Below are 22,351 nucleotides of genomic sequence, written 5' to 3' on the forward strand. Positions count from 1 at the left end.
TGCGGCGAGCTCAGCAATGCCGCCGTGTACGCGCCCACCGCGTAGAACGCGATGTAGCCGAGGTCGAGCAGGCCGGCAAAGCCGACCACCACGTTCAGGCCCAGCGCGAGCATCACGTACAGCATCGCGAAGTCGAGCACGCGGACCCAGTAGTTGCCGCCGGCCGAGCCGATGATGATCGGCGCGGCGATCACGAAGACCGCGGTCAGGATGCCGATGATGACGGTCTTGGCGGTGTTGCGCTCTTCGACGAGGGTCATCGGGGTTTCGATCGGTTGAGTCGAATTCACATCAGTCTCCTTAAGCACGATCGGCAACACGTTCGCCCAGCAAACCGGACGGACGGAACACCAGCACGATGATCAGCACGATGAACGCGAACACGTCCTGGTAGTTGCTGCCGAATACACCGCCGGTGATATCACCGATGTAGCCGGCCCCCAACTGCTCGATCAGACCGAGTACCAGGCCACCGACCATCGCGCCGCCGAGGTTGCCGATCCCGCCGAGCACCGCCGCCGTGAACGCCTTCAGGCCAGGGATGAAGCCCATGTAGAAGTGCACGTTGCCGTATTCGGATGCGATCATCACGCCGGCCACCGCGGCAAGCATCGACCCGATCACGAAGGTCGCGGAGATCACGAAGTTCGGGTTCACGCCCATCAGGCTCGCATTGTTCGGATTCTCCGCGATCGCGCGCATCGCGCGGCCGAGCCTGGTCTTGTGCACGAGCAGCAGAAGGCTCCCCATGACGACGAAGGCGACGGCCATGATCACGATCTCGGTCAGCGAGATCACGGCGCCCGGCGTCGTGTCGGTCGGCTTGATCACGTTGATCGGATCGGTCGACATCAATTGCGGGAACGGCAGCGGGTTGCGCGACCAGATGATCATCGCGGCCGTCTGCAGCAGGATCGACACGCCGATCGCGGTGATCAGCGGGGCGAGCTTGGGCGCGCGACGCAGCGGCCGGTACGCGACGCGCTCGATCGTGAAGCCAAGGAATGCGCACACGGCCGCGGCGATAACGAGGCCGATCGTCAGCGTGGCGATGTTGCCGAGTCCGGGGAAGTGGTTCTGCAGCACGGTGATCGCCGACAAGGCGACCATCGCACCAACCATCATCACGTCCGCATGCGCGAAGTTGATGATGCCGAGAATGCCGTACACCATCGTGTAGCCCAACGCGATGATGGCGTACACGCTGCCGAGCACCAGCCCATTGAGAATCTGCTGAACGAAAATATCCACCGACACTCCATAACGCCCCACTCGCTGAGGCAAATTGAATGAACCGACCAGCACCCATCGCTGGCATGACGACGCAATGCGCGCCGCTTCCCGACGGCACGCCTTCAGAACGGCCGAAATGGCCGCTGCCGCCGAACCGCGACACCTTCCGCGCCGCCCTCAAAAATCCCCGAAAAAAATAGTTTTTGCAAATTTTGCGCGTCGCGTATAGTTACATCCAGACGTTGACACCGGACATCACCCAGTGGAACGAGACAACAAAATATCACGTATAAACAATAACTTAGACAATAAATCCGGGACACACCGGAACGTGGAAGACGAAAATTAATTTGTCTCTGTTGACAGCACTGTAAGACGTCACTCATCATATGTCAACGAGCAAAAAACATCGGTTCCGTACCCGCTTGAGATCAGGTGCCGAGCCGGCAAGGATCGTGATGGGCATCCTTCGCGCCCTCCCCACAATCCGCTGTTCGTGAATCGCGAATCCGCCCCGCACATGCCGGGCGCATGCAATGGTTTAAACAGGAGAGTCATGGTGGCCAGTCACGACAAGGCACGAGTCGGCGTAGATATCGGCGGGACCTTTACCGATGTCGCGCTCGAACTCGGTGGGAAGCTCTTTTCCACCAAGGTCCTTACGGATTACACAGCGCCCGAACGCGCGATCATCAAAGGCGTCGGCATTGTCGCGAGCAAGGCCGGCATCGAGCTGAAGGACATCGGCGTCATCATTCACGGCACGACGCTCGCCACGAACGCGCTCATCGAGCGACGCGGAGCGAAAACAGCCTTCATCACGACGGAAGGCTTCCGTGACACCATCGAGATGCGGACCGAAAACCGGTTCGAGCAATACGACCTGAACATCAAGCTTCCGCCGCCGCTCATCGAGCGCTGCGACCGCTTCACGTTGAGCGAGCGCATCGATGCACAAGGTGGCGTCCTGCTGGCCCCGACCGAGGCACAGATCGACCGCGTCGCGGATCGCATCGAGCAAGGCGGATACGAAAGCATCGCTATCGGCTTCATTCATGCGTACGTCAACGGCGTTCACGAGCGCATGATGCGCAACGCGCTCGAGAAGCGGCTGCCGAACGTGTCGGTGTCGATCTCGAGCGAAGTGTCGCCGCAGATTCGCGAGTTCGAACGCTTCAACACGGTTTGCGCGAACGCATACGTGCGCCCGATCATGAAATCGTATCTGGACCGCCTGCTGGGTCAGGTCCGCGCCGCCGGCGCCGTGTGCCCGATCTTCATCATTCACTCCGGCGGCGGCATCGTATCGATCGAAAGCGCATCGGAGTTCCCGGTGCGTCTCGTCGAATCCGGCCCGGCCGGCGGCGCGATCTTCGCCGCGCATATCGCCGCGCAATACGGGCTCGACACCGTACTGTCGTTCGACATGGGCGGCACGACCGCCAAGATCTGCCTGATCGACGACTTCACGCCCAAGACCGCCAACACGTTCGAAGTCGCGCGGACCTATCGTTTCAAGAAAGGCAGCGGCATGCCGATCTCGATCCCGGTCGTCGAGATGGTCGAAATCGGTGCGGGCGGCGGTTCGATCGCGTCGCTCGACGTGATGCGCCAGATCCGCGTCGGCCCGCACAGCGCCGCATCGGAGCCGGGCCCCGCGTGTTACCAGCGCGGCGGCATGCAACCGACCGTCACCGACGCCGATCTTCTGCTCGGCCGACTCGATCCGAACAACTTCGCTGGCGGCTCCATCCCGTTGTCGGTCGACAACGCGTCTCGTGCCATGCTCGACGACGTCGGCGCCGCGCTGTCGCTCAACCCCGAGGAAGCCGCATACGGCGTGGCGGAAGTCGTCGACGAAAACATGAGCAACGCCGCGCGCGTGCACGCGGTCGAAAGCGGCAAGGACATTGGCGACTACACGATGATCACGTTCGGCGGAGCCGGCCCGCTGCACGCCGCGCGGCTGTGCGAGAAGAGCGGCATCAAGAAGTTCGTCGTGCCGCCCGGCGCCGGCGTGGGCTCGGCGATCGGCTTTCTGCGTGCTCCCTTCGGCTATGAAAGCGTCCGAAGCGCAAGCATGCGGTTCAACGATTTCGATGCCGACGTACTCAACGAGATCGTCGAGCAACTCAGCACCGAAGCGAACCATTTCGCGCGCCAGGGATCGGGCGACATGGAGCCGGTGGTCGAGGTGAAGGCGTTCATGCGGTACGTCGGCCAAGGCTGGGAAATCCCCATCGCGATTCCCTATCGCCGATTCGACGCGGAAGATCGCGCCACGTTTGCCGAGCTGTTCACGAAAGCCTATACGCAATTCTTCGGCCGTCCGATCGACGGACTGGATATCGAGATCGTCAGTTGGGCCGTGAAGGCAAGCTCGCCGCTCCCCCCGGTCGAACGACTGAAACTGGTCGAAGGGCTCGATCCGGTCGGCACGCCGCAGACGCGCCAGATCTTCGATGCGGCACTGCATCGATCCGTCGAGGCCGCCATCGTCGAGCGCAGCTCGCTGCGCGTGGGCGAAACCGTCGTCGGTCCGGCCATCATCGTCGAACCGGAGACCTCGACCCTCGTCACGTCCTCGTTCAACGCGACTGTGCAGCCCGACGGTTGCCTTCTCGTCACGTCGAAAGAATTGACCGCTGCCACCGCGAATCAGGAGTAACCATGTCTCTCAACAATATCGATACGATCCACATGCAGGTCATGTGGAACCGCTTGATCTCCGTCGTCGAGGAACAGGCGATGGCCCTGATCCGCACCGCATTCAGCACCAGCGTACGCGAGGCGGGCGATCTGTCGGCAGGCATTTTCGACAAGCGCGGCCGCATGCTCGCGCAGGCGGTCACCGGCACGCCAGGTCACGTCAACACGATGGCGGAGGCCGTCGAACACTTCATGAAGGAGATCGGCGTCGAGCGCATGTATGAAGGCGACGTCTACCTGACCAACGACCCGTGGCGGGGCACCGGGCACCTGCACGACTTCACGGTCGTATCCCCGTCGTTTCTCGACGGCGAACTGATCGGCTATTTCGCAAGCACCGCGCACGTGGTGGACATCGGCGGACGCGGGTTCGGCCCCGATTCGCGCGAAGTCTACGAAGAAGGTCTGTTCGTGCCGATCATGAAGCTGATCGAACGTGGCGAAGTCAACCGGGACCTCGTCAACATCATTCGCAACAACGTTCGTGAAGCCGACAAGGTCGTCGGCGATCTCTATGCGCTTGCATCGTGCAACGAGACAGGGCACAAGCGTCTGCTCGAGATGCTGCGGGAGTTCGACCTCGCCGACGTCGAGGGTATCGGCGAGTTCATTCTCGCGCGCAGCCGCGAAGCGACGCTCGAACGGATCGCCGCCCTTCCGAAGGGCACGCAGACCAACGAGATGACGCTCGACGGCTATGACACGCCTGTCAAGCTGAACGTCACGCTGACGGTCGCCGACGATCACCTGCTCGCCGACTTCGCCGGATCGTCGCCCGCAAGTCCTTTCGGCATCAACGTCCCGCTGCTGTACGCGAAGGCCTATGCGTGCTACGGGCTGAAATGCATCATCGCGCCCGAGGTCCCCAACAATGCAGCTTCGCTCGAACCGTTCCGTGTGCAAGCGCCTGCCGGTTGCATCCTGAATGCACAGCGACCGAGCCCGGTGGCCGTACGGCATGTGCTTGGCCACTTCGTTCCGGATCTGGTGCTCGGCGCACTCGACAAGATTCTGCCGAATCGCGTGCCGACTGAAGGCGCCGGTGCACTTTGGAACCTCCACGTCAGTGCCCGCCCCGTGAGCGAGGCTTCCGAGCTCAAGGGCGCCGAAATCCTGATGTTCAACAGCGGCGGAACCGGTGCGCGCGCCGAACTCGATGGCCTCTCGGCAACCGCGTTTCCGAGCGGCGTTCACGCGATGTCGGTCGAGGCGACCGAACAGGTCGGCCCGATCGTCGTGTGGCGCAAGGAAATGCGCTCGGGATCGGGCGGCGCGGGCAAACACCGCGGCGGCCTCGGTCAGATCGTGGAAATCGGACCGCGTACCGGTTACGAATTCCGCTTCAATGCGATGTTCGACCGCATCGATCATCCCGCGCGCGGCCACGCAGGCGGGAAATCAGGTGCAGCCGGACAGGTAACGCTGTCCGACGGCACCAGGATGAAGGGCAAGGGCACGCAGGCAGTTGCCGAGTACCAGCGTGTCGTGCTGTCGCTGCCAGGTGGCGGCGGTGTCGGCGCCCCGGAACAACGCAGCAAGGAAGAGCTGCTGCGCGACATCCGCAACGAATACATCTCCGAAGCGCAACTGCGCGACGACTACGGCATCACGCTCGACGCACTGAACGCGTCGGCCACCCGATAAGGACCCGCGACATGACCAACATCACCAAACCGCCGTTCAAGAACATCCTGATCACGGGCGCCGGCGGCGCGCTCGGTTCCGTCCTGCGCGACTCGCTGCGCCCCTATGCGGAGACGCTCAGCCTGAACGCCCGCCAATCGCTCGGCGAGGCACGGGAGAACGAAAAGCACTTCATTTGTGACTTGGCCGATCGCGACGCCGTGTTCGAGATGCTGAAAGGCGTCGACATGGTCATCCACATGGGCGGCGCACCGCGCGAGAACACGTTCCAGGTCATTCTCGACTCGAACATCGTCGGCAGTTACAACATCTACGAAGGCGCACGCCAGGCCGGCGTGAAGCGCGTGATCTACGCGAGCTCGGTGCATGCGATCGGCTTCTACGAATGCACGCAGACGATCGACTCGAACGTGCCGCAGCGTCCGGACAGCCTGTATGGCGTCAGCAAGACGTTCGTCGAGAACCTGTCGCGCTACTACTTCGACAAGTTCGGCATCGAATCGGTTTGCCTGCGGATCGGCTCATGCTTCCCGAAGCCCGTCGATCGCCGCATGCTTGCCACCTGGCTTTCCTACGATGACTTCTCGCATCTGTGCGTCCAGTCGCTGATGACGCCGAGTGTCGGCCACATGATCGTGTACGGCAACTCGAACAACAGCGCGAACTTCTGGGACAACACGCAGGCCGCCTACCTCGGCTATCGCCCGAAGGACGCGGCCGACGTCTACCGCGCGGAAGTCTATGCGAATACGGTCGTGCCCGACCCGCGCCATCCGGCGGTGCGCTTCCAGGGCGGCCAGTTCGCGGCCGACGGGCACTTCGAGGATCCCAAGGTCGACTGAGCGCCGGCCCGGCACGATACTTTTGAAAGGCAAAGAGATGGCACAGCAAGCAGCAAAGACGCACTACGACGTCGTCATCGTGGGCGGCGCGGTCGTCGGGAGCGCAACAGCCTATTTCCTCGCGAAGAATCCCGACTTCAAGGGATCGGTGCTCGTCGTCGAACGCGACTGGACGTACGCGCAGTCCGCGACGGCCTTGTCGAGCGCGTCGATTCGTCAGCAGTTCTCGAATCCGCTGAACATCAAGATCTCGCAGTTCGGCACCGAGTTCATCCGCCGGTTCCACGAACTCGTCGAAGTCGACGGTGATGCACCGGAACTCGGTTTCAAGGAAAACGGCTATCTGTATCTCGGCGATGCGGCCGGTGCGCCGATGTTCGAGCGCAACTACAAGACGCAGCGCGAGAATGGCGCGGACGTCGTGCTGCTCGATCCCGAACAGCTCAAGGCCCGCTTCCCGTGGCTCAACACAGACCAGCTCGTCAACGGCGTGTACGGGCAAAGCGGCGAAGGCTGGTTCGACAGCTATGGCCTGCTGCAGGGCATGCGCCGCAAGGCGCGCTCGCTCGGCATCGAGTACATCGAAAACGAGGTGGTCGATCTCGTTCGCGAAGGCTCGCGCATCACCGGCATCAAGCTGAAGAGCGGCGAGACGATCGGATGCGGCCTGATGGTGAACGCCGCCGGCACACGCGGGCCGGCGATGGCTCGCCTCGCTGGCCTGGAGATTCCGGTCGAGCCGCGCAAGCGATGCCTGTTCGTGTTCGACTGCCGCACGCCGCTCGCGGGCACCGTGCCGCTCACGATCGACACAACGGGCATCTTCTTCCGCCCGGAAGGGCAATACTATCTGACGGGCTGCTATCCCGATCCTGACCCGCTTGCCGACGTCAACGACTTCGACGTCGTGCATTCGGAGTTCGACGAGATCATCTGGCCGGCACTCGCCGAGCGGATCCCGGCGTTTGAAGCGATCAAGGTCGTGAATTCGTGGGCGGGACACTACGATTTCTGCGTACTCGACCACAATGCAATCGTCGGACCGCATCCGGAAGTCACGAATTTCCTGTTCGCCAACGGCTTCAGCGGCCATGGACTGCAACAGGCGCCGGCAGTCGGCCGCGGTCTCAGCGAGTTGATCACATACGGCGAGTACCGCTCGCTCGATCTCTCGCCGCTCGGTTACGACCGCGTCGTCGAGAATCGACCGTTCCTCGAGGAAGGCGTGATCTGAGGCCACCCCGATACACCGCACAACGAAAGGCAACACCATGAATGCTCAGCCGTACCAAACCGCGCTCGTCACCGGTGCATCGAGCGGCATCGGACGCGCAATCGCCCGCCGGCTTGCCGCGGACGGCCTGAAAGTCTATGCACTCGGACGGGACGCCACCGCACTCGATGCGCTGGCGCAGGAATTCGGCGCGACGCCGATCACCGTCGACTTGCAGGACACGTCGCCGCTGCAGGCACTGTTCGAACGCGTGGAAATCGACGTCGTCGTCAACAACGCCGGGCTGTTGCCGGCCATCGCCAGGTTCGACGAATGCGCGGCGGCCGACATCGACCGCATGATCGACGTCAATCTGCGTGCGCCGCTGCGCATCGCGCAGATGGCCCTTGACGGCATGCTCAAGCGAAAGCGTGGTCACCTGTTCTTCATCGGCTCCAGCGCCGGCCGCTTTCCGCACCCGAACACCGCGGTGTATGGCGCAACTAAAGCCGCAATCAGCATGTTCTGCGACTCGCTGCGCTGCGACCTGCTCGGCAGCAAGGTTCGCGTGACCGAAATCGCGCCGGGCCGCGTCCAGACGAGCCTGTATCGCACCGCGCTCGGCGAAGCCGGCGCAAACGAAAAGCTCTACGACGCGTACCGCTCGATTCAGCCGGAACACATCGCCGAACTGATCGCGACGGCCATCGCCCTTCCCGACTGTGTCGACGTGTCGAGAATGGAAGTGTTCCCGACCGACCAGGCCGCGGGCGGTTCGCAAATCGTGTCGGTCAGCTAGTCACCGTCTTTAGGAACGGAGAATCACCAATCATGAAAAATCAACGTGTTGTCATCGTGGGCGGCGCCTCGGGCCTTGGCCTGTCGGTCGCCAAATTGATGCTCGCCGACGGCGCGGAGTGCATCGCACTCGTCGACAAGAACGGCCCGCTGCTCGATGAAACCGTCCGCACCCTGAGGGCGGACGGTCATCGGGTATTCGGCGCTGAAGGCGACATCACGCGCAAAGACTCGGCGCATGCCGTGTTCGGCCAGGCGCTGGAAGCGTTGGGACGCGTGGATTGCCTCGTCAACAGCGCGGCGATCTATCCGCGCCGCCCGCTGCTCGAAATTTCGGACGACGAATGGGATCTTGAAAACGCGGTCAACATCAAAGGCACCTATCACATGATGGTCGCCGCGATCGAGCATATGCGCACACGGCCGAAGGTCGAAGCTCACGTGGCTGGCCGCATCGTGAACATCACGTCGGTCGACGCGTTCAAGGCGCATCCGCAAAATGGACACTATGCTGCCACGAAGGCGGCTGTCGTCAGTCTCACCAGATCGTTCGCCGAGGAGGTCGCGAAGGATGGCATCCTGGTCAACTCCGTCGCGCCGGCAGGCTTTGCTACCGACCGCGCGAAAAAGCTTGGTTTCCTCGGTGAGCTGGCTGCAGCCAACCCGCTCGGCCGCGCGGCCGAACCCGAGGAAATCGCGCAATGGGTCGTGATGATGGCAAGCAGCCGCAATACCTACGCGACCGGCGAGAACGTGATCGTCAGTGGCGGCTATATCTACGCGTGACGTAGATCAACAAACCTGCGCTCGCCTCGCCCTTGTCCGCGAGGCGAGCGCGGGCGTACCCGCGAGTATGCTAAAGTCATAATATGTCATACGGCGCAGGTCACACAGATAACCGGGCGCCGGCGCGGTATGCCTGCATCCGACAATTGCAGAGCCATCCTATCCTGTGTGGGGCACACGGAATGTCTCTGGACGCTGAAACTCTCCTCAAGAATGCCGCCAGTTCCGGGCGGCGACGCAGCCTGACCGAACTCGTCATTCAGGCGCTGAGCGACAAAATCGATCGCGGTGAATATCCGAAGGGCTCCAAAATGCCGACCGAACCGGAGCTGTGTTCGGAATTCGGCGTGAGTCGTACCGTCATTCGCGAAGCAGTCGCGTCGCTCAAGCTCGGACGCCGCCTGATCGCCCGCCATGGCGTTGGCGTGTTCGTCGCAGATGAAACCGATCAGGCATCGGAACTGAATTTCATCGACTCGGCGACGCTGAACAATTCGATGCACGTCCTCGAGTTGCGCAGCGGCATCGAAACCGAAGGTGCCGCTTATGCCGCACGGCGCCGCTCCGAGCCGCATTTGAAGGCACTCAAGGAAGTGTATGCGCGGATGGAGATCGTCGCGATCGACAACGATGCCGAATGCGCGCGGGCGGACTTCGAATTCCATCTGGCCGTCGCCACGTGCTCCGAGAACCCGCATTTCGTTTCGATCCTGCGCTCCCTGGGGCAGGAGATCATCGGCGATCTGCGCTTGAAGCACGCCAAGGCGAATCTGAAAGAGCGCAAGACGTATATCAAGCGGATTCAGCGCGAACACGGCGATATCCTGGACGCCATCGAGCGCCAGGACGAGAGCGGCGCACGCCGCGCGATGCGGCGCCATCTCAACGAGAGCCTCGAGCGCTACCATAACCTGACGAGCGCGCGATCGGAGTGACCCGTCGGGCAGCACTTCCGCTGCATCGGATCGACCGGCACGGCTGCAGGCCGACGACAGGCATGCTGTCGTCGGCCTGCAGTTGCATTCACGGTCGATGAAGTCGCTCAGTGCGTGGCCGCCTCCTTCGAGCTCAAGGAGTCACGGGCGACCCGGCATGCAGCGAGATCCCAGGCGCCGCAACCGACCGTCTTGAACAGAACGGGAGTACCGCGCAGCACACTGGCCGGATCGATCGACCCGATCGATGTGACCTGCGACCAGTCGACATCGGCCTGCAGGAAATCACCGGCTTCGGAACGCGCACCAGCGAGGTTGTCGACGAACAGCGCGCTGCCACGAATCGTCCTCGGCGACAGTTCAGCGGCGTCAGGCGTGGCAGAGCCTGCACCAATGACGAGCCGGTCGGCTCTCGCTTCCTCGTCGTATACGGGCGTCTTGCTCGTCGTCATCGTGATGACCGTGTCGATGTCGGCGGGCACGCCCCCTTCCGCGCGAATCGCCATCACGCCCTCGCGTTCTACCGACTCGCAAAAGCTGCGCTCGGCCGATGCATCGATTCCCTTCACGTACAAGCGCGCACCGGGATACAGCGCAGCGATCGCAGCGGCATGATACCGGGCCTGAACGCCGGTACCGACGACCAGGAACGATGTCGGCGTCCCCGGATGCAGGCGCCGCACGCCGAGCATCGACAATGCCGCGGTACGGCGGCCGGTGAGCGTTGGGCCGTCGAGTACGAATCGCGGCTCACCGGTTCCTCCATCACATACCGTGACCAGGCCAAAAATCGTGGGCAATCCCTTTGCGAGATTGGACGGGTTCACGCTCACCAGCTTGTGGATCGCCAGATCGTCGGCACTGGCCGGCATCGACTGGAAGGTCCCTTCTTGCCGCAATGGCACACCGATTCGAACCGGGCAGTGGATACGCCCTTCGTCGAGCTCGCGACCAGCCGCCTCCAATGCATCCACAAGCGCGCCGAAATCCAGCAGTGCCGCTGTCGCGCCGCTTCCAAATACGGGAATGTCATTCATCGTGTTGCTCTCCTCGAAACGTTTAATGTGAACCGTTACCGCTTGAAGCGATTCGCGCCGAATGGATTCAGGTCAATGGACGTCGCATTGCCGGCGATCAGCTGCGCGACCAGTTCACCGGTCAGCGGCGCAAGCGTGAGGCCGAGATGCTGGTGGCCTGTCGCAACGAATACGTTGCGGGCCGTCGGCAACGCGTCGATCATGGGCAGGTAATCGGGAAGCGTCGGTCGGTCCCCATACCATCGGCTCGACATCCGCGGGGAATTCAGATCGGGGAACAGGCTCGCGAACTGGCTCACCAACATGTCTGCCCTTTTCCAGTCCGGCCCGTCGTCGGCACCGAGTTCGACGGTGCCGGCCAGCCGTATGCCGTTCTCCATCGGGTTGCAGGTGAAGCCTCGCTCGACAAAACTGACGGGGACCCTCAGGCAATCGGCCGCCGGCTCGTGCAGATCGACGTGATAGCCGCGTTCGCTGGTCAGCGGGATCGTCGTCCCGAGTTTGCCGGTCAGTTCGGCACTGCGAGCGCCGGCGGCGATCAGCACCTTGTTCGCCGCCATCACGTTTCCACCGGCGTGCACGCCGACGCGGCCGTCAGGCAGCGGCTCGACATGCGCGACGTGCGCCTGTGCGAACGTCGCGCCAGCGGAACGAGCCGCATCGAAGAGGGTGTGAACGACACGCAGCGGATTCGCGACCGAAGCCATGCCGGGAAAATAACGGGCATGACTGATCGCTCGCGTGAGGCCCGGCAGATATTCCGCCCGCACGCGGTCGGCGGAGAGTTCCGTGTAATCGACGTGATAGCGGTCGAGGATCTCCAGATGCCGGCGCCGCGCCTCGGGCTTCTCAGGACGCTCGAAGACGTAAAGCGAACCGATGTCCCGATACAGATCGTACGGCAACACACGCGATTGAATCAGGCGTTGCCATGCCGGCGCAGCGGCGGTAACGAGACTGGCAAGCGCTTCGGTATTGCGCCGGTAACTGGACGGCATCGATTGCGCAGCGAAAGCGAGCATCCAGGAAGCCATGCGCGGCAGTCCCCGCGCATTCAGACGTAGCGGGCCGTTCGGCTGGAACAGCATGCGCGGAATCCCGGCGACCGTTTGCGGACTCGCAAGCGGCGCAACATGATCGACAGCAATGATTCCGGCATTCCCGAAGGAGCAGCCGGAACCCGGCGTCGAACCGTCGACGACATGAACCCTGAATCCGAGACGAGCCAGATTAAGCGCGGCGGAGCAGCCAATGACACCCGCTCCGATAACGATGACTTCTTCCATGCGATCCTTCCGGCGCGGCGCGCCATGCACGTTGGGGCGACCAGCGACATCGTCCGGCCGCCTGAACGGGGAGCCTGCCGATACACGAGACGCGCAGCCGCGGCTGACCAGCGACTGTCTTCGTATCTGTTGTCGTATCGCGAGGCCGATCATGAAGCAGGCGCGCGGAACCGCAACGTCGGTCCCGCGCCGAGCGCTTCACGGACACCCGATGCTCAATTGGCCTTGATGGGTTCGATCTTGTCGCCATTGGTCGTGGCAACCGGTGTCCATTTGCCTTGTTCGACCTTGTACAGCGTGGCGCCCGGGTCCTTCAGATCACCGTTCGGCAAGAACGCCACATCGCCGGTGATCCCCGGAAAGGCGACCGACTTGATTTCGCCGGCATAAACCTTCGGATCGGTCGAATTCGCTTTCTGCATCGCTCGAATCAAGACCCACGTTGCGTCATAAGCGTTCGGGGCAAATGCGACCACGCCATGACCGAATTTGGATTTCATCCGGTCATCGAACTGCTTGCCGTTTTTCGACGCATCGAGCGGTGCGCCATATCCCCACGACAATGCACCCTCCGACGCCTGCGGCCCGGCCACCTGGAGGAAGGTGTCGTTCTGGAAGCTACCGCCGCCCAGCAGCACGGTTTTGATACCCAGCGCGCGCATCTGTTTTGCGATCGTTGCCGCCTGCTGGTCGAGGCCGGCCCAGAAAACGACGTCCGGGCTGACCGACTTGATATGAGTCAGCTGCGCCCGGAAATCGACTGCCTTGTCGGTCGTATATTCGCGCATGGCGATCTTTCCTCCCGCCTTCTGCACGCCCTTCACGAATTCGTCGGCAATACCCTGCCCGAAAGCCGTGCGGTCATCGATCACCGCGATGCTCTTGCTCTTCAACGATTCGACGGCGAAGCGCCCGGCCAGTTGCCCCATCTGCGCATCGGAATTGATCAATCGGAAGACATTGGGGAAGCCTTGCGAGGTGAGCGTCGGATTGGTCGCGGCGGGCGATACCATCGGAATGCGCGCATCGTTATAGATCCGCGAGGCAGGAATGCTCGTCCCTGAATTGAAGTGCCCGACCACGCCGGCCACGTGTGCGTCCACGAGCTTCTGCGCCACCTGCGCGCCGATGCGAGGGTCGCCCTGATCGTCCTCGACCTGCAGGACGAAGCGAATCGGCTGCCCGCCGATGACCAGTTTCCTGGAATTGGCGTCCTCGATGGCGAGTTGAGCGCCGCGTTTGATGTCCTCCCCGTAGTGCGCCGACGGACCGGTCAGTCCCGCCGCAAGGCCAATGGCCACATCTCCGGCATAAGCGCCGGGAGCCGATACGAGAACTCCGGCCGCCAGCGACATGGCGAGCAAGAAGGGCTTGAACAACAGCGTGGTCTTCATGTGATACCTCAACGGTTCTGGAGTGGCTCGATCCGGGCAAGCCCTGCGACGGACGATCGCAACAGGCCATCAATCGATCGAAACATCCCCGTGAAATCGACAGTGAAATCGCCGCGGGGTCGCGGTGTCAGGCTAAGGCGACTACATTCAACGTATTAAGTGAGACGTCATATGCCAAGGCATGAGAAACCCCCATGCAATCATCAAGAGCGGCTCCCGCTTCAGTCGTTCGGGAGCCGTTCAATCGCTCCTGGAGCACGTCGCTCGAAACAGGTCAGAACCGGTGCCGGAGGCCAACCGTCACGATGACCTGAGCGCTCTTTCCGGCATCGATATCCATGGACCCGATCACTGCCTGGGCTGCGCCGGCGCCGCTCTGGCCTGTCGCGTGCCCGTAGGACGCGACCGTATAGATGTCCGTGCGCTTGCTGACGTTGTAGTCGGCACCCACGCTGAACTGGTGATACTTGGCTGACGAATCGCCCAGCGAACGCAGGTAGTTGTAGCCGACCTCGGCCAGCAGCGCCGGGCTGGCTTGCCACACGCCGTATACCGAGCCGTTGTGGTATTTCTCGGATCGGCCGAACGCCGACGAGGCATCGGGGTTGTACTGCGAATAGCTGTAATAGCCACCCAGCGTGAATGCCCCCAGCGCATATCGGCCACCCGCTCGCGCAATGTTGACCGAACGCGCGGAAGCATATGCCGCGTTGACGCTGCTGTTGAACAGGGAATCGGCAGATGTATTCGCGCGCTGGGCGGCCGAGCCATTACCGTTGTCGACATGCAGGAAGCCAGCCGCGACCGCGAGCGGCCCGTTGGTGTACGCAGCCGCGCCGCTGTACGTCTGGCCGGACCCGGTCGCACCGGCTACGCCACCAAACGAATACATCGCGGAGAATTGCAGCCCTGACCAGATCGGGCTCGACCATTTGATCGCGTTGTTGACGCGCACGCTGTTATCGGCATTGTCGATATCGCCCGGCGACGAGAAGAATCCGCCGAGGTAGTTGTCACCCTGCACCGGTTGCACGAGATCGATCAGCGGATCGTACTGGCGGCCCAGCGTAACCGAGCCCCAGCCGCCTGCATCGGATAGACCGACGTATGCCTGGCGACCGAACATGCGGCCACCTTGGCCGAGGCGTCCCGACGTCGAGTTGAAGCCGTTCTCGATCTGGTAGATCGCCTTCAGTCCGCCGCCCAGTTCTTCACTGCCCTTCAAACCCCACCGCGACCCCGATTCCGTTCCGCTTGCCATCATCAGCTGTGTCGACTTCCCGCCGCTGTTATGGACGTACATCAGGCCCGTGTCGACGATGCCGTATAACGTGACCGTGCTTTGCGCATGGGCATGCGCCGCCATCATGCCCGCGGAAATTACCGCGATCTTAAAATATGGATTCCTCATTTTCTCTTCCAAACCCCTGTTTAGTTCGTATCGTGTCCTGGTCATTTGCTCCGACGACGGCGGCTTCGGCTCGTGCCGCGCCGCGCCGCGCCGCGCCGCCATTGCGAAGCGCGCTTCACGATGCCGTTCCCGTCAGTTCTTGATCGGCTCGACCTTGTCGCCGTAGGCGATCGCCTGAGGCACCCACTTTCCGCCGATCACCTTGTAAAAGGTCGCGGCAGGATCCTTCATGTCTCCGTTCGGCATGAATGCGATGTTCCCCGACACACCCTCGAACGAAACCGACTTGATGAACGGTGCATAGACCTTCGGATCGGTCGAATTTGCCTTCTGCATCGCATTGATCAGCACCCACGTTGCGTCGTAGGCGGAAGGCGAATAGGCAACGACGCCTTCGTTGTATTTGGCTTTCATCTTCTGGTCGAACGCCTTGCCGGACTTCAGCCTGGTCAGCGGCACGCCGTAGTCCCAAGACACCGCGCCCTCCGCGCTGTTGCCGGCCACCTTCAGGAACGTGTCGTTCTCGAAGCTGCCGCCGCCCAGCAGCGTCGCCCGGATACCCAGCTGGCGCATCTGCTTCATCACCATGCCGGCCTGCTGATCAAGACCGCCCCAGAAGATCACGTCCGGATTGAAGGACTTGATTCGCGTCAGCTGCGCGCGGAAATCCACTGCTTTGTCGGTAGTGAACTCTCGGTCGATGACCGTTCCGCCCGCCGCCTTCACGCCCTTGACGAATTCGTCGGCCATGCCCTGGCCAAACGACGTGCGATCGTCCATCACGGCAATACTCTTGCCCTTGAGCGCTTCGACAGCGGAATGACCCGCGAGCTGCCCCATCTGCGCATCCGAGTTCGTCACGCGAAACACGGTGCTGAAGCCCTGCGACGTCAGCGTCGGATTGGTCGCCGTCGGCGAAACCATCGGTATCCCGGCGTTGTAGTAGATGCGTGAAGCCGGCACGCTGGTTCCCGAGTTGAAGTGTCCGACAACACCGGCGACCTTGGCGTCGACGAGCTTCTGCGCGACTTGCGATCCGGTCCGCGGGTCACCCTGATCATCCTCGGCGTCCACCGTAAAGCGAACGGGCTGACCACCGATCACGAGTTTCTTCGCGTTCGCGTCGTCGATAGCGAGTTCGACGCCCCGCTTCAGATCCGCTCCGTAGTGTGCCGATGCCCCGGTCAACGGCGCGGCAAACCCGATCGCAACGTCAGCGGCATGTGCAAGGCCGCCGAATGTCAGGCCCGTGACGACGAGCGTCGTCGCCATTGAAGCCTGCTTGACGGAAAACGAGATCTTCATTTGACACCTCAGTGAATGTAAATAGGCCGACGCTGCCGGGTCATTGCCATTCGTCATACAAACCTGGCGGCACGACGGGGCCGGACGGCGTTGCAGCGCCCTAGCGGGCGGCAAAAATCGCGTTGAATGAAACACCGACATCGAGCCGCGCAAGCAGCTCAGGCGTCAAGGTATTAGGTGAGACGTCATATGTCAACGGCTCAAAATAATCCGCGAGACAGGGTTTTCCATGCCGTTCGATGTCCGTCCAGCATTGGAATACGTGCACCGCGCGCTGCTACGCCGAGAAAGGGCATCGCCCGACCATGCCTCGCAACGGGGATCGGAATTGACAGGGAACGAGTAGGAAATGGCGGGGCAACGCGGGCGATCCGTCGTCGCCCGCCGGGCAGCGACGGATCATGTGCAATCAGCGGCAACTTCCGAGCGAGCGGTTTCCGGATACCAGGAATCGCCGAGTCCTGAGCGCCGGGCGAACGCGATCGCCGCCCGCATGCAATAACGGCCGCGCATCGCATTGGAAATGCAGGGCGACGCGGGCGACAGCCGCCCTTCCATCTCAGATATGGATCACCGGCAAGCGCAACCGACTCGAAACATGCTTCGATCGATGCCGTGCTACATCAGGATCGGCTTCGTTCACACCCACATTGCCTTCAATCGAGCGGCACGGTCAGCCGGTCGATCGCCGCGCCCGTTCGCGGGCGCACGCCTCGCCACCACGCGAAGGCCTCGGCTGCCTGCTCGACCAGCATGCCGACGCCATCCGCCACGCCGAGCACGCCGGCCTGCCTCGCAAGTCGCAGGAACGGCGTCAGGCCTTTGCCGTAAGCCAATTCGTATGCGGTACCGTCCGGACCGAACACACCCGGCGGCACCGGCGGAAGATCGCCGGTCAGGCTGGCCGACGTCGCGTTGACCACCAAATCGAAGCGCCCCATCCGCGCAAGCTCCGCGTATCCGCACACGGCGATGGCGCCGTGTCCGGCGACCCGTGATGCCAGCGCCTGCGCTTTGGCGACGTCGCGGTTCGCCACGACCAGTTTGGCGGGACGGGCCGCCAGGAACGGCTGCACCGCGCCACGCGCCGCGCCGCCGGAGCCGAGCAGCAGCACGCGCTTGCCGGCCAACGGCAGGCCGAGATTGACTTCGATGTCTCGAACCAGCCCGATCCCGTCGAAGTTGTCGGCAAGCATCCGTCCTTCGTCGAACTTCAGCGTGTTGGCCGCACCCGCCAGTGTCGCGCGCTCGCTGCACTCGTCCGCCATCGCAAAGGCCGCAAGCTTGAACGGCGCGGTGACGTTCAAGCCCTTCCCGCCCCCCGACGCAAACGTGCGCACGACCTGTTCGAATCCTTCCGGCGGCTCGACCGGCCCCTCGATCGCCGCATAGCGCATGTCCTGCTGCGTTTCCTGGGCAAACAGGCCGTGAATGAGCGGCGATTTGGTATGTCCGATCGGGTTGCCGATCACCGCATACTGGTCAGTCATCATGGGCTCGCTTCGAATAGAGAACGCCGTCGGCCTGCATCGCGGCGATCTCGGCCGCGGCAAAGCCGAGCGAACGCGCGATGTCTGCGTTGTGCTGCCCGAGGTCGGGCGCGACATCGCGAATCGTCGTGTCGCAATCGGAGAAACGGAATGGCAGGTTAGGCAGGCGCAGCGTGCCGTAGCGCGGATGCTGCTGCTCGACGACCATCCCCCGCGCATGGGTCTGCGGGTCAGCCAGCACCTCGTCGATACGCTGCACCTTCGCGCACGGCACGTCGATGCCGTCGAGCAGCGCCAGCAGCATTGCAACCGGCCGCTCCGCGACCCACGGCTCGACGACCGCCAGAATGTCCGTGCGATACGCATTGCGGCCCACGCTGTCATGAAAGCGCGGATCGTCGCCGAAGCCTGCCTGGCCGCCGTGTGCTTCGACGAGTGCGGCGAAGCGCTTCCACGCGTCATCCACCTGCGCGGCGATCACGAGATCGCCGTCGGCCGCGCGGAACACGCCGTAAAGCGTCGACGTGGGCATATCGTGGCCGGTCTGCTCGGGCAGCACGCCCTGCAGCGTGTAGCACTGCACCGCGTATTCGTGCATCGATACCAGCGTGTCGTACAGCGCCATGTCGATATGCTGGCCGCGGCCGCTCTTCGCGCGTCCCAGCAGCGCGGCGTTGATCGCCGCGACCGCATGAATGCCGGTGTACATGTCGCCGAGCGAGATGCGCAGCAGCGGCGGGCGCTCGCCCGGCGTGCCGACCATCTGCATGATGCCGCTTCTGGCTTCGGCGATCAGCCCGAAACCCGCCCGATGCGCATCCGGTCCGGTATGGCCGTATGCGGAGATCGAGCAGTAGACCAGCCCCGGGTTGCGGGCGGACAGGTCGGCATACCCGAGTCCGAGCCGGTCCAGCGCGCCGGGCCGGTAGTTTTCGACGAAGACGTCAGCCGAATCGCACAGTCGCTGCATGAACGCCTTGCCGCGCGGGTTCTTCATGTCGACGCTGACACCGCGCTTGCCCATGTTGAGCTGCAGGAAATAACCGCTTTGCTGGTCGTCCAGCACGGTTGCGTGCTGGCGGCCGGCGTCGCCGCTGCCGGGGCGCTCGACCTTGATCACTTCGGCGCCCAGCGCGGCGAGGCAGCGCCCGACGTAGGGGCCGGCGAGGAAGTGGCTGTAGTCGACGACGCGCAGGCCTTCCAGGGGACGAGCTTGCATCAATATGCTCCCGGCCGGCGCGGCACCATCAGGCGATGCTCGCCGCGTTGAACCAACTGATCATGCTGATTGACCAGATCCGACGGCAGCACGACGATGCCCCAGCCCGGACGGCTGTTGCTCGCGCGCATCGCGCCCACACGGAATTGCACGCGCAGCACGTCGTCGACCCGGATCGGCAGCAGGAAGTCCCAGGTCCAGCCGAGCGACATGCCCGGCACGAAGCGGTAATCGCTCTGCGTCTTGAGGCCATCGGCAATCGAGAGTCCGAACAGACCGTGCGCGACGATGCAGCCGAAGTGGCTGGCGTTCGCATAGTCCTCGTCGACGTGCACCGGCGTGTGGTCGCCGGTGAGGTCGGCATACGCGAGAATGCGCTCGCGCGTCACGGTGTAGCTCGGACTCACGCATGCGTCGCCTTCACGCGCATCGTCCCAGTATTTTTCGACGATCGTCATGGTCATGCCTCCGCCCGCGGATCGATGGCCAGCGCCTGCGCAACGCATGACGCGGGTTTTGCCTGGATCAGCTCGACAGCCAGGCCGTCGGGCAGCCGGATCCAGTTGCGGCCCTGCGGCATTGGGGTCACGCCGAATCGTTGTGCGGCAGCCAGCGCCGCTTCCAGGTCCTCGCACATCACGCCGAGGTGCGCGAGCCGGCCTTCCGGGCCGTCGTGTTCCGGTGCGTGGATGAACTGCAGGCCGCCGAGGGTCCAGTATTGCCGGGGTGCGTCGGGCGTGCCGTCCACCTCGCGCATCGTCATGCCGAGCACGTCCTCGAAGAACCGGATGTGCCAGCGGATGTCCTTCACCCAGACGGCCACGTGTTCGAGATAGGCGTTCGTTGCGCTCATGCCGCGGCTCCCGGATGCCGGCGCTCGGCCATCGCGCGTTCGATTCCCTTGATGCAGGCGACGAGCGTGGCATTGACGGGCGTCGGCACGCCATGGCGCTCGCCGTAGCGGACGACCGAACCGTTGATGAAGTCGATTTCGGTGATCGAGCCCTTCTCGATGCTCTGCAGCATCGAAGTCTTGAATGCGGCCGGCAGTCCCTCGGCCGCCAGCGTCCAGGCCTGCGCGGGGTCGGTGATCGACAGCGTCACGCCGGCCGCCCGTGCGGTCGCGACGGCTTCCGCAACCGCCGCGAGCGACGTCGCCTTCAACCGCGGCTCGTCGTAGAGTTGGCCGTAGGTCAATCCGGTGATGCCCGTCAGCGCGCCGGTCGCGACGTTGACCAGCAGCTTGTCCCACATCGTGCCGACGATGTTGTCGCTGACCGTCGTCGCGAGCCCGGCGGCATTGAACGCATCCGCGATCGCCTGCACGCGTGCCGTGATACGGCCGTCGAGTTCGCCGATGTAGGTCGGCTTGCCGACCACGCCGGACTCGATATGCCCGGCGGCGCGCAACACGCCCCCCACATAGGTCTTGCCGGCAAGCACGCGTTCGCGGCCGACCGCGTCGGCCAGGATGTCTTCATGCCCGAGGCCGTTCTGCAACGACAGCACGAGCGTGTCCGGGCCGATCAGTGTGCGCGCGCCGCGGATTGCCGCGTCGGTGTGGAACGATTTCACGAGGACGATCACCAGTTCCGCGACGCCGGCTTCGGTTGCCTGCGTTGTGGCGCGAACGCGAACCTGACGCGAGCCGCGACTATCGTCGACGCGCAAGCCGTTGTCGCGCATCGTGGCGACGTGTTCGGGCGATCGGGCGATCAGCCAGGTTTCATGGCCGCCCTCGGTGAGCGTGGCACCGATCGCGCAACCCAGCGCGCCGGCCCCCAGAATTGCGATTTTCAATGATGTCTCCTGTCGACCGGGGCGCCTGCCCTGGTCGCTTGCGTTTCGGTCGACCCGATGTCGACGTAATCCAGCGTTGCGGCGTCCGGCCCGATCCCGGTGTGAGCGGTTCGCGCGTTCGCTGCCGCGCCGGCCTCCTGCATTGCACGTCGGTTGCGTACAAGGCCGGTGCATGGCCGCAAGATAGGCGCCGCCACTTATTTTCGCAATTCAATGACTACAATGACGTCATTGCAATGGACAATAATGTGATGCTGCCGACCGACCTGCCCGATCTGAAGCTGCTGCAACTCTTCGACCTGCTGTACGACACGCGCAACGTGACGCGCGTCGCGGAGCAGCTCGGGCAGAGCCAGCCGACCATCAGTATCTGGCTCGGGCGTCTGCGCGAATGCCTGCACGATCCGTTGTTCATTCGCACGTCGGGCGGCATGGCGCCAACGCCGCAGGCCGACGCGCTGATCGGCCCCTGCCGGGAAATCCTCGAATCGCTGCGACGATTCACCGCGTGGGAGATCGAATTCGATCCCGCGACCGCGCAACGACGGTTCCGGATCTGCATGACCGATGCCAGCGACATCACGTTGCTGCCGCAGATCCTGGCATATGTACGTGTGCACGCGCCCGGCGTCCGGCTGGAGGCGGCAAGGATCGACGGGAACACGGAACGGGCGCTGGAGTCGGGGGAAGCCGATCTCGCGATCGGTTATGTGCCATGGCTCACCGGCGGCATCTATCAGCAGCAGTTGTACGAGCAGGACTGGGTGTGCCTCGCCAGTCGCCGGCACCGGAGGATTCGCGCACGGCTGAGCATGAAGCAGTATTGCGCGGAAGGGCACGTCGCGATTGCGGGCGGGACCGGTGCACAGCTACTCGAGCAGGCCCTCACACGGGAGCGCATCGAGCGGCAGGTCGTGCTGGAATTGCCGGGTTTCCTCGGACTGGGCGCGATCATTCAGGGCACGGACCTGATCACGACGCTACCGCGCCATATCGGCGAAACGCTGGCACACTCGAGCGACGTGGCAGTGCACACCTGTCCGCTTCCCGTCGACGGATTCGCCGTGCGACAGCACTGGCATGCACGGTACCATCACGAAGCGGGCAATCGCTGGTTGCGCGGCGTGGTGAACAAGTTGTTTGGGCGGTCGATCTAGGACGTGTGGAGCATGTGAGCTTCCCCTGAAATTTCGCCTTCCATGAGGTCGTGTATAAACTCGACGGAAAGGAAGGGAATCAGGCATGTTCA

The 22,351-nt window shown here is 63.2% G+C and carries 21 protein-coding genes; 9 read left to right on the forward strand and 12 right to left on the reverse strand.

The genetic code is table 11. The features are described 5' to 3' along the window. Together DIE22_RS36895 and DIE22_RS36900 are read right to left on the reverse strand one after the other, a co-directional pair. The coding region (locus DIE22_RS36895) for an ABC transporter permease subunit (protein WP_409410211.1) at positions 1-290 on the reverse strand (290 nt) is incomplete at its 3' end. A gap of 10 nt (positions 291-300) precedes the next feature. Then, positions 301-1,251 (reverse strand): branched-chain amino acid ABC transporter permease, encoded by a 951-nt coding sequence (locus tag DIE22_RS36900; RefSeq protein ID WP_124502046.1) that lies wholly within the window; start codon positions 1,249-1,251, stop codon positions 301-303. 38 nt (positions 1,252-1,289) lie between these two features. Here DIE22_RS36900 and DIE22_RS38440 point away from each other — a divergent pair, with 38 nt between their 5' ends. The 8 genes from DIE22_RS38440 (at position 1,290) to DIE22_RS36935 (ending at position 10,160) form a co-directional block, all read left to right on the forward strand. Next, positions 1,290-1,433, forward strand: a complete 144-nt coding sequence (locus DIE22_RS38440; protein WP_185640780.1) for a hypothetical protein — start codon at positions 1,290-1,292, stop codon at positions 1,431-1,433. 296 nt (positions 1,434-1,729) lie between these two features. Further along, positions 1,730-3,901, forward strand: a complete 2,172-nt coding sequence (locus tag DIE22_RS36905) for a hydantoinase/oxoprolinase family protein (protein ID WP_260426863.1) — start codon at positions 1,730-1,732, stop codon at positions 3,899-3,901. 2 nt (positions 3,902-3,903) lie between these two features. Then, positions 3,904-5,586 (forward strand): hydantoinase B/oxoprolinase family protein, encoded by a 1,683-nt coding sequence (locus tag DIE22_RS36910; protein ID WP_124607455.1) that lies wholly within the window; start codon positions 3,904-3,906, stop codon positions 5,584-5,586. 11 nt (positions 5,587-5,597) lie between these two features. Next, entirely contained in the window at positions 5,598-6,428 is an 831-nt protein-coding gene (locus tag DIE22_RS36915; protein WP_124607456.1) for an NAD(P)-dependent oxidoreductase, read from the forward strand. A 37-nt stretch (positions 6,429-6,465) separates the two neighbouring features. Continuing rightward, the gene (locus DIE22_RS36920; protein ID WP_124607457.1) at positions 6,466-7,662 is read left to right on the forward strand and encodes an FAD-binding oxidoreductase; all 1,197 of its coding nucleotides are present in this window, start codon (positions 6,466-6,468) and stop codon (positions 7,660-7,662) included. A 37-nt stretch (positions 7,663-7,699) separates the two neighbouring features. After that, positions 7,700-8,440, forward strand: coding sequence for an SDR family oxidoreductase (locus DIE22_RS36925; protein ID WP_124502050.1), 741 nt, complete (start codon positions 7,700-7,702; stop codon positions 8,438-8,440). A gap of 32 nt (positions 8,441-8,472) precedes the next feature. Then, the gene (locus tag DIE22_RS36930) at positions 8,473-9,225 is read left to right on the forward strand and encodes an SDR family NAD(P)-dependent oxidoreductase (protein WP_124607458.1); all 753 of its coding nucleotides are present in this window, start codon (positions 8,473-8,475) and stop codon (positions 9,223-9,225) included. A 182-nt stretch (positions 9,226-9,407) separates the two neighbouring features. After that, entirely contained in the window at positions 9,408-10,160 is a 753-nt protein-coding gene (locus tag DIE22_RS36935) for a FadR/GntR family transcriptional regulator (protein ID WP_124502052.1), read from the forward strand. Positions 10,161-10,267: 107 nt separating this feature from the next. Here DIE22_RS36935 and lhpI read toward each other — a convergent pair whose 3' ends face one another. The 10 genes from lhpI to DIE22_RS36985 form a co-directional block, all read right to left on the reverse strand. Continuing rightward, on the reverse strand, positions 10,268-11,197 hold the full coding sequence (lhpI, locus tag DIE22_RS36940; protein WP_124502053.1) for a bifunctional Delta(1)-pyrroline-2-carboxylate/Delta(1)-piperideine-2-carboxylate reductase: 930 nt from the start codon (positions 11,195-11,197) through the stop codon (positions 10,268-10,270). A 35-nt stretch (positions 11,198-11,232) separates the two neighbouring features. Further along, positions 11,233-12,483 (reverse strand): FAD-binding oxidoreductase, encoded by a 1,251-nt coding sequence (locus DIE22_RS36945; protein WP_124607459.1) that lies wholly within the window; start codon positions 12,481-12,483, stop codon positions 11,233-11,235. A gap of 215 nt (positions 12,484-12,698) precedes the next feature. Next, on the reverse strand, positions 12,699-13,877 hold the full coding sequence (locus DIE22_RS36950) for a branched-chain amino acid ABC transporter substrate-binding protein (protein WP_124607460.1): 1,179 nt from the start codon (positions 13,875-13,877) through the stop codon (positions 12,699-12,701). A 274-nt stretch (positions 13,878-14,151) separates the two neighbouring features. Further along, positions 14,152-15,288, reverse strand: coding sequence for a porin (locus tag DIE22_RS36955; RefSeq protein ID WP_124607464.1), 1,137 nt, complete (start codon positions 15,286-15,288; stop codon positions 14,152-14,154). A gap of 132 nt (positions 15,289-15,420) precedes the next feature. Next, on the reverse strand, positions 15,421-16,560 hold the full coding sequence (locus DIE22_RS36960; protein WP_311767763.1) for a branched-chain amino acid ABC transporter substrate-binding protein: 1,140 nt from the start codon (positions 16,558-16,560) through the stop codon (positions 15,421-15,423). A gap of 689 nt (positions 16,561-17,249) precedes the next feature. Continuing rightward, positions 17,250-18,083 (reverse strand): shikimate dehydrogenase, encoded by an 834-nt coding sequence (gene aroE / locus DIE22_RS36965; protein ID WP_124607466.1) that lies wholly within the window; start codon positions 18,081-18,083, stop codon positions 17,250-17,252. Then, complete coding sequence (locus DIE22_RS36970) at positions 18,076-19,302, reverse strand: CaiB/BaiF CoA-transferase family protein (RefSeq protein WP_124607461.1); 1,227 nt, start codon at positions 19,300-19,302, stop codon at positions 18,076-18,078. Before DIE22_RS36970 ends, aroE begins: the two co-directional genes overlap by 8 nt. Continuing rightward, positions 19,302-19,760, reverse strand: coding sequence for a MaoC family dehydratase (locus tag DIE22_RS36975; RefSeq protein ID WP_124502057.1), 459 nt, complete (start codon positions 19,758-19,760; stop codon positions 19,302-19,304). Before DIE22_RS36975 ends, DIE22_RS36970 begins: the two co-directional genes overlap by 1 nt. Before the next feature lie 2 nt (positions 19,761-19,762). Further along, positions 19,763-20,155, reverse strand: a complete 393-nt coding sequence (locus tag DIE22_RS36980; RefSeq protein WP_124502058.1) for a VOC family protein — start codon at positions 20,153-20,155, stop codon at positions 19,763-19,765. Then, positions 20,152-21,102: a ketopantoate reductase family protein gene (locus tag DIE22_RS36985; protein ID WP_124607462.1), complete on the reverse strand. Its 951-nt coding sequence runs from the start codon at positions 21,100-21,102 to the stop codon at positions 20,152-20,154. The genes DIE22_RS36980 and DIE22_RS36985 overlap by 4 nt, the downstream gene beginning before the upstream one ends. A 236-nt stretch (positions 21,103-21,338) precedes the next feature. On the opposite strand from DIE22_RS36985, the gene DIE22_RS36990 reads away from it, so the two are divergent. Beyond that, the gene (locus DIE22_RS36990; RefSeq protein WP_124502064.1) at positions 21,339-22,259 is read left to right on the forward strand and encodes a LysR family transcriptional regulator; all 921 of its coding nucleotides are present in this window, start codon (positions 21,339-21,341) and stop codon (positions 22,257-22,259) included. Positions 22,260-22,351 lie beyond the last annotated feature (92 nt).

The sequence above is a fragment of the Burkholderia sp. Bp9142 genome, from assembly GCF_003853415.1.
GTDB lineage: Bacteria > Pseudomonadota > Gammaproteobacteria > Burkholderiales > Burkholderiaceae > Burkholderia.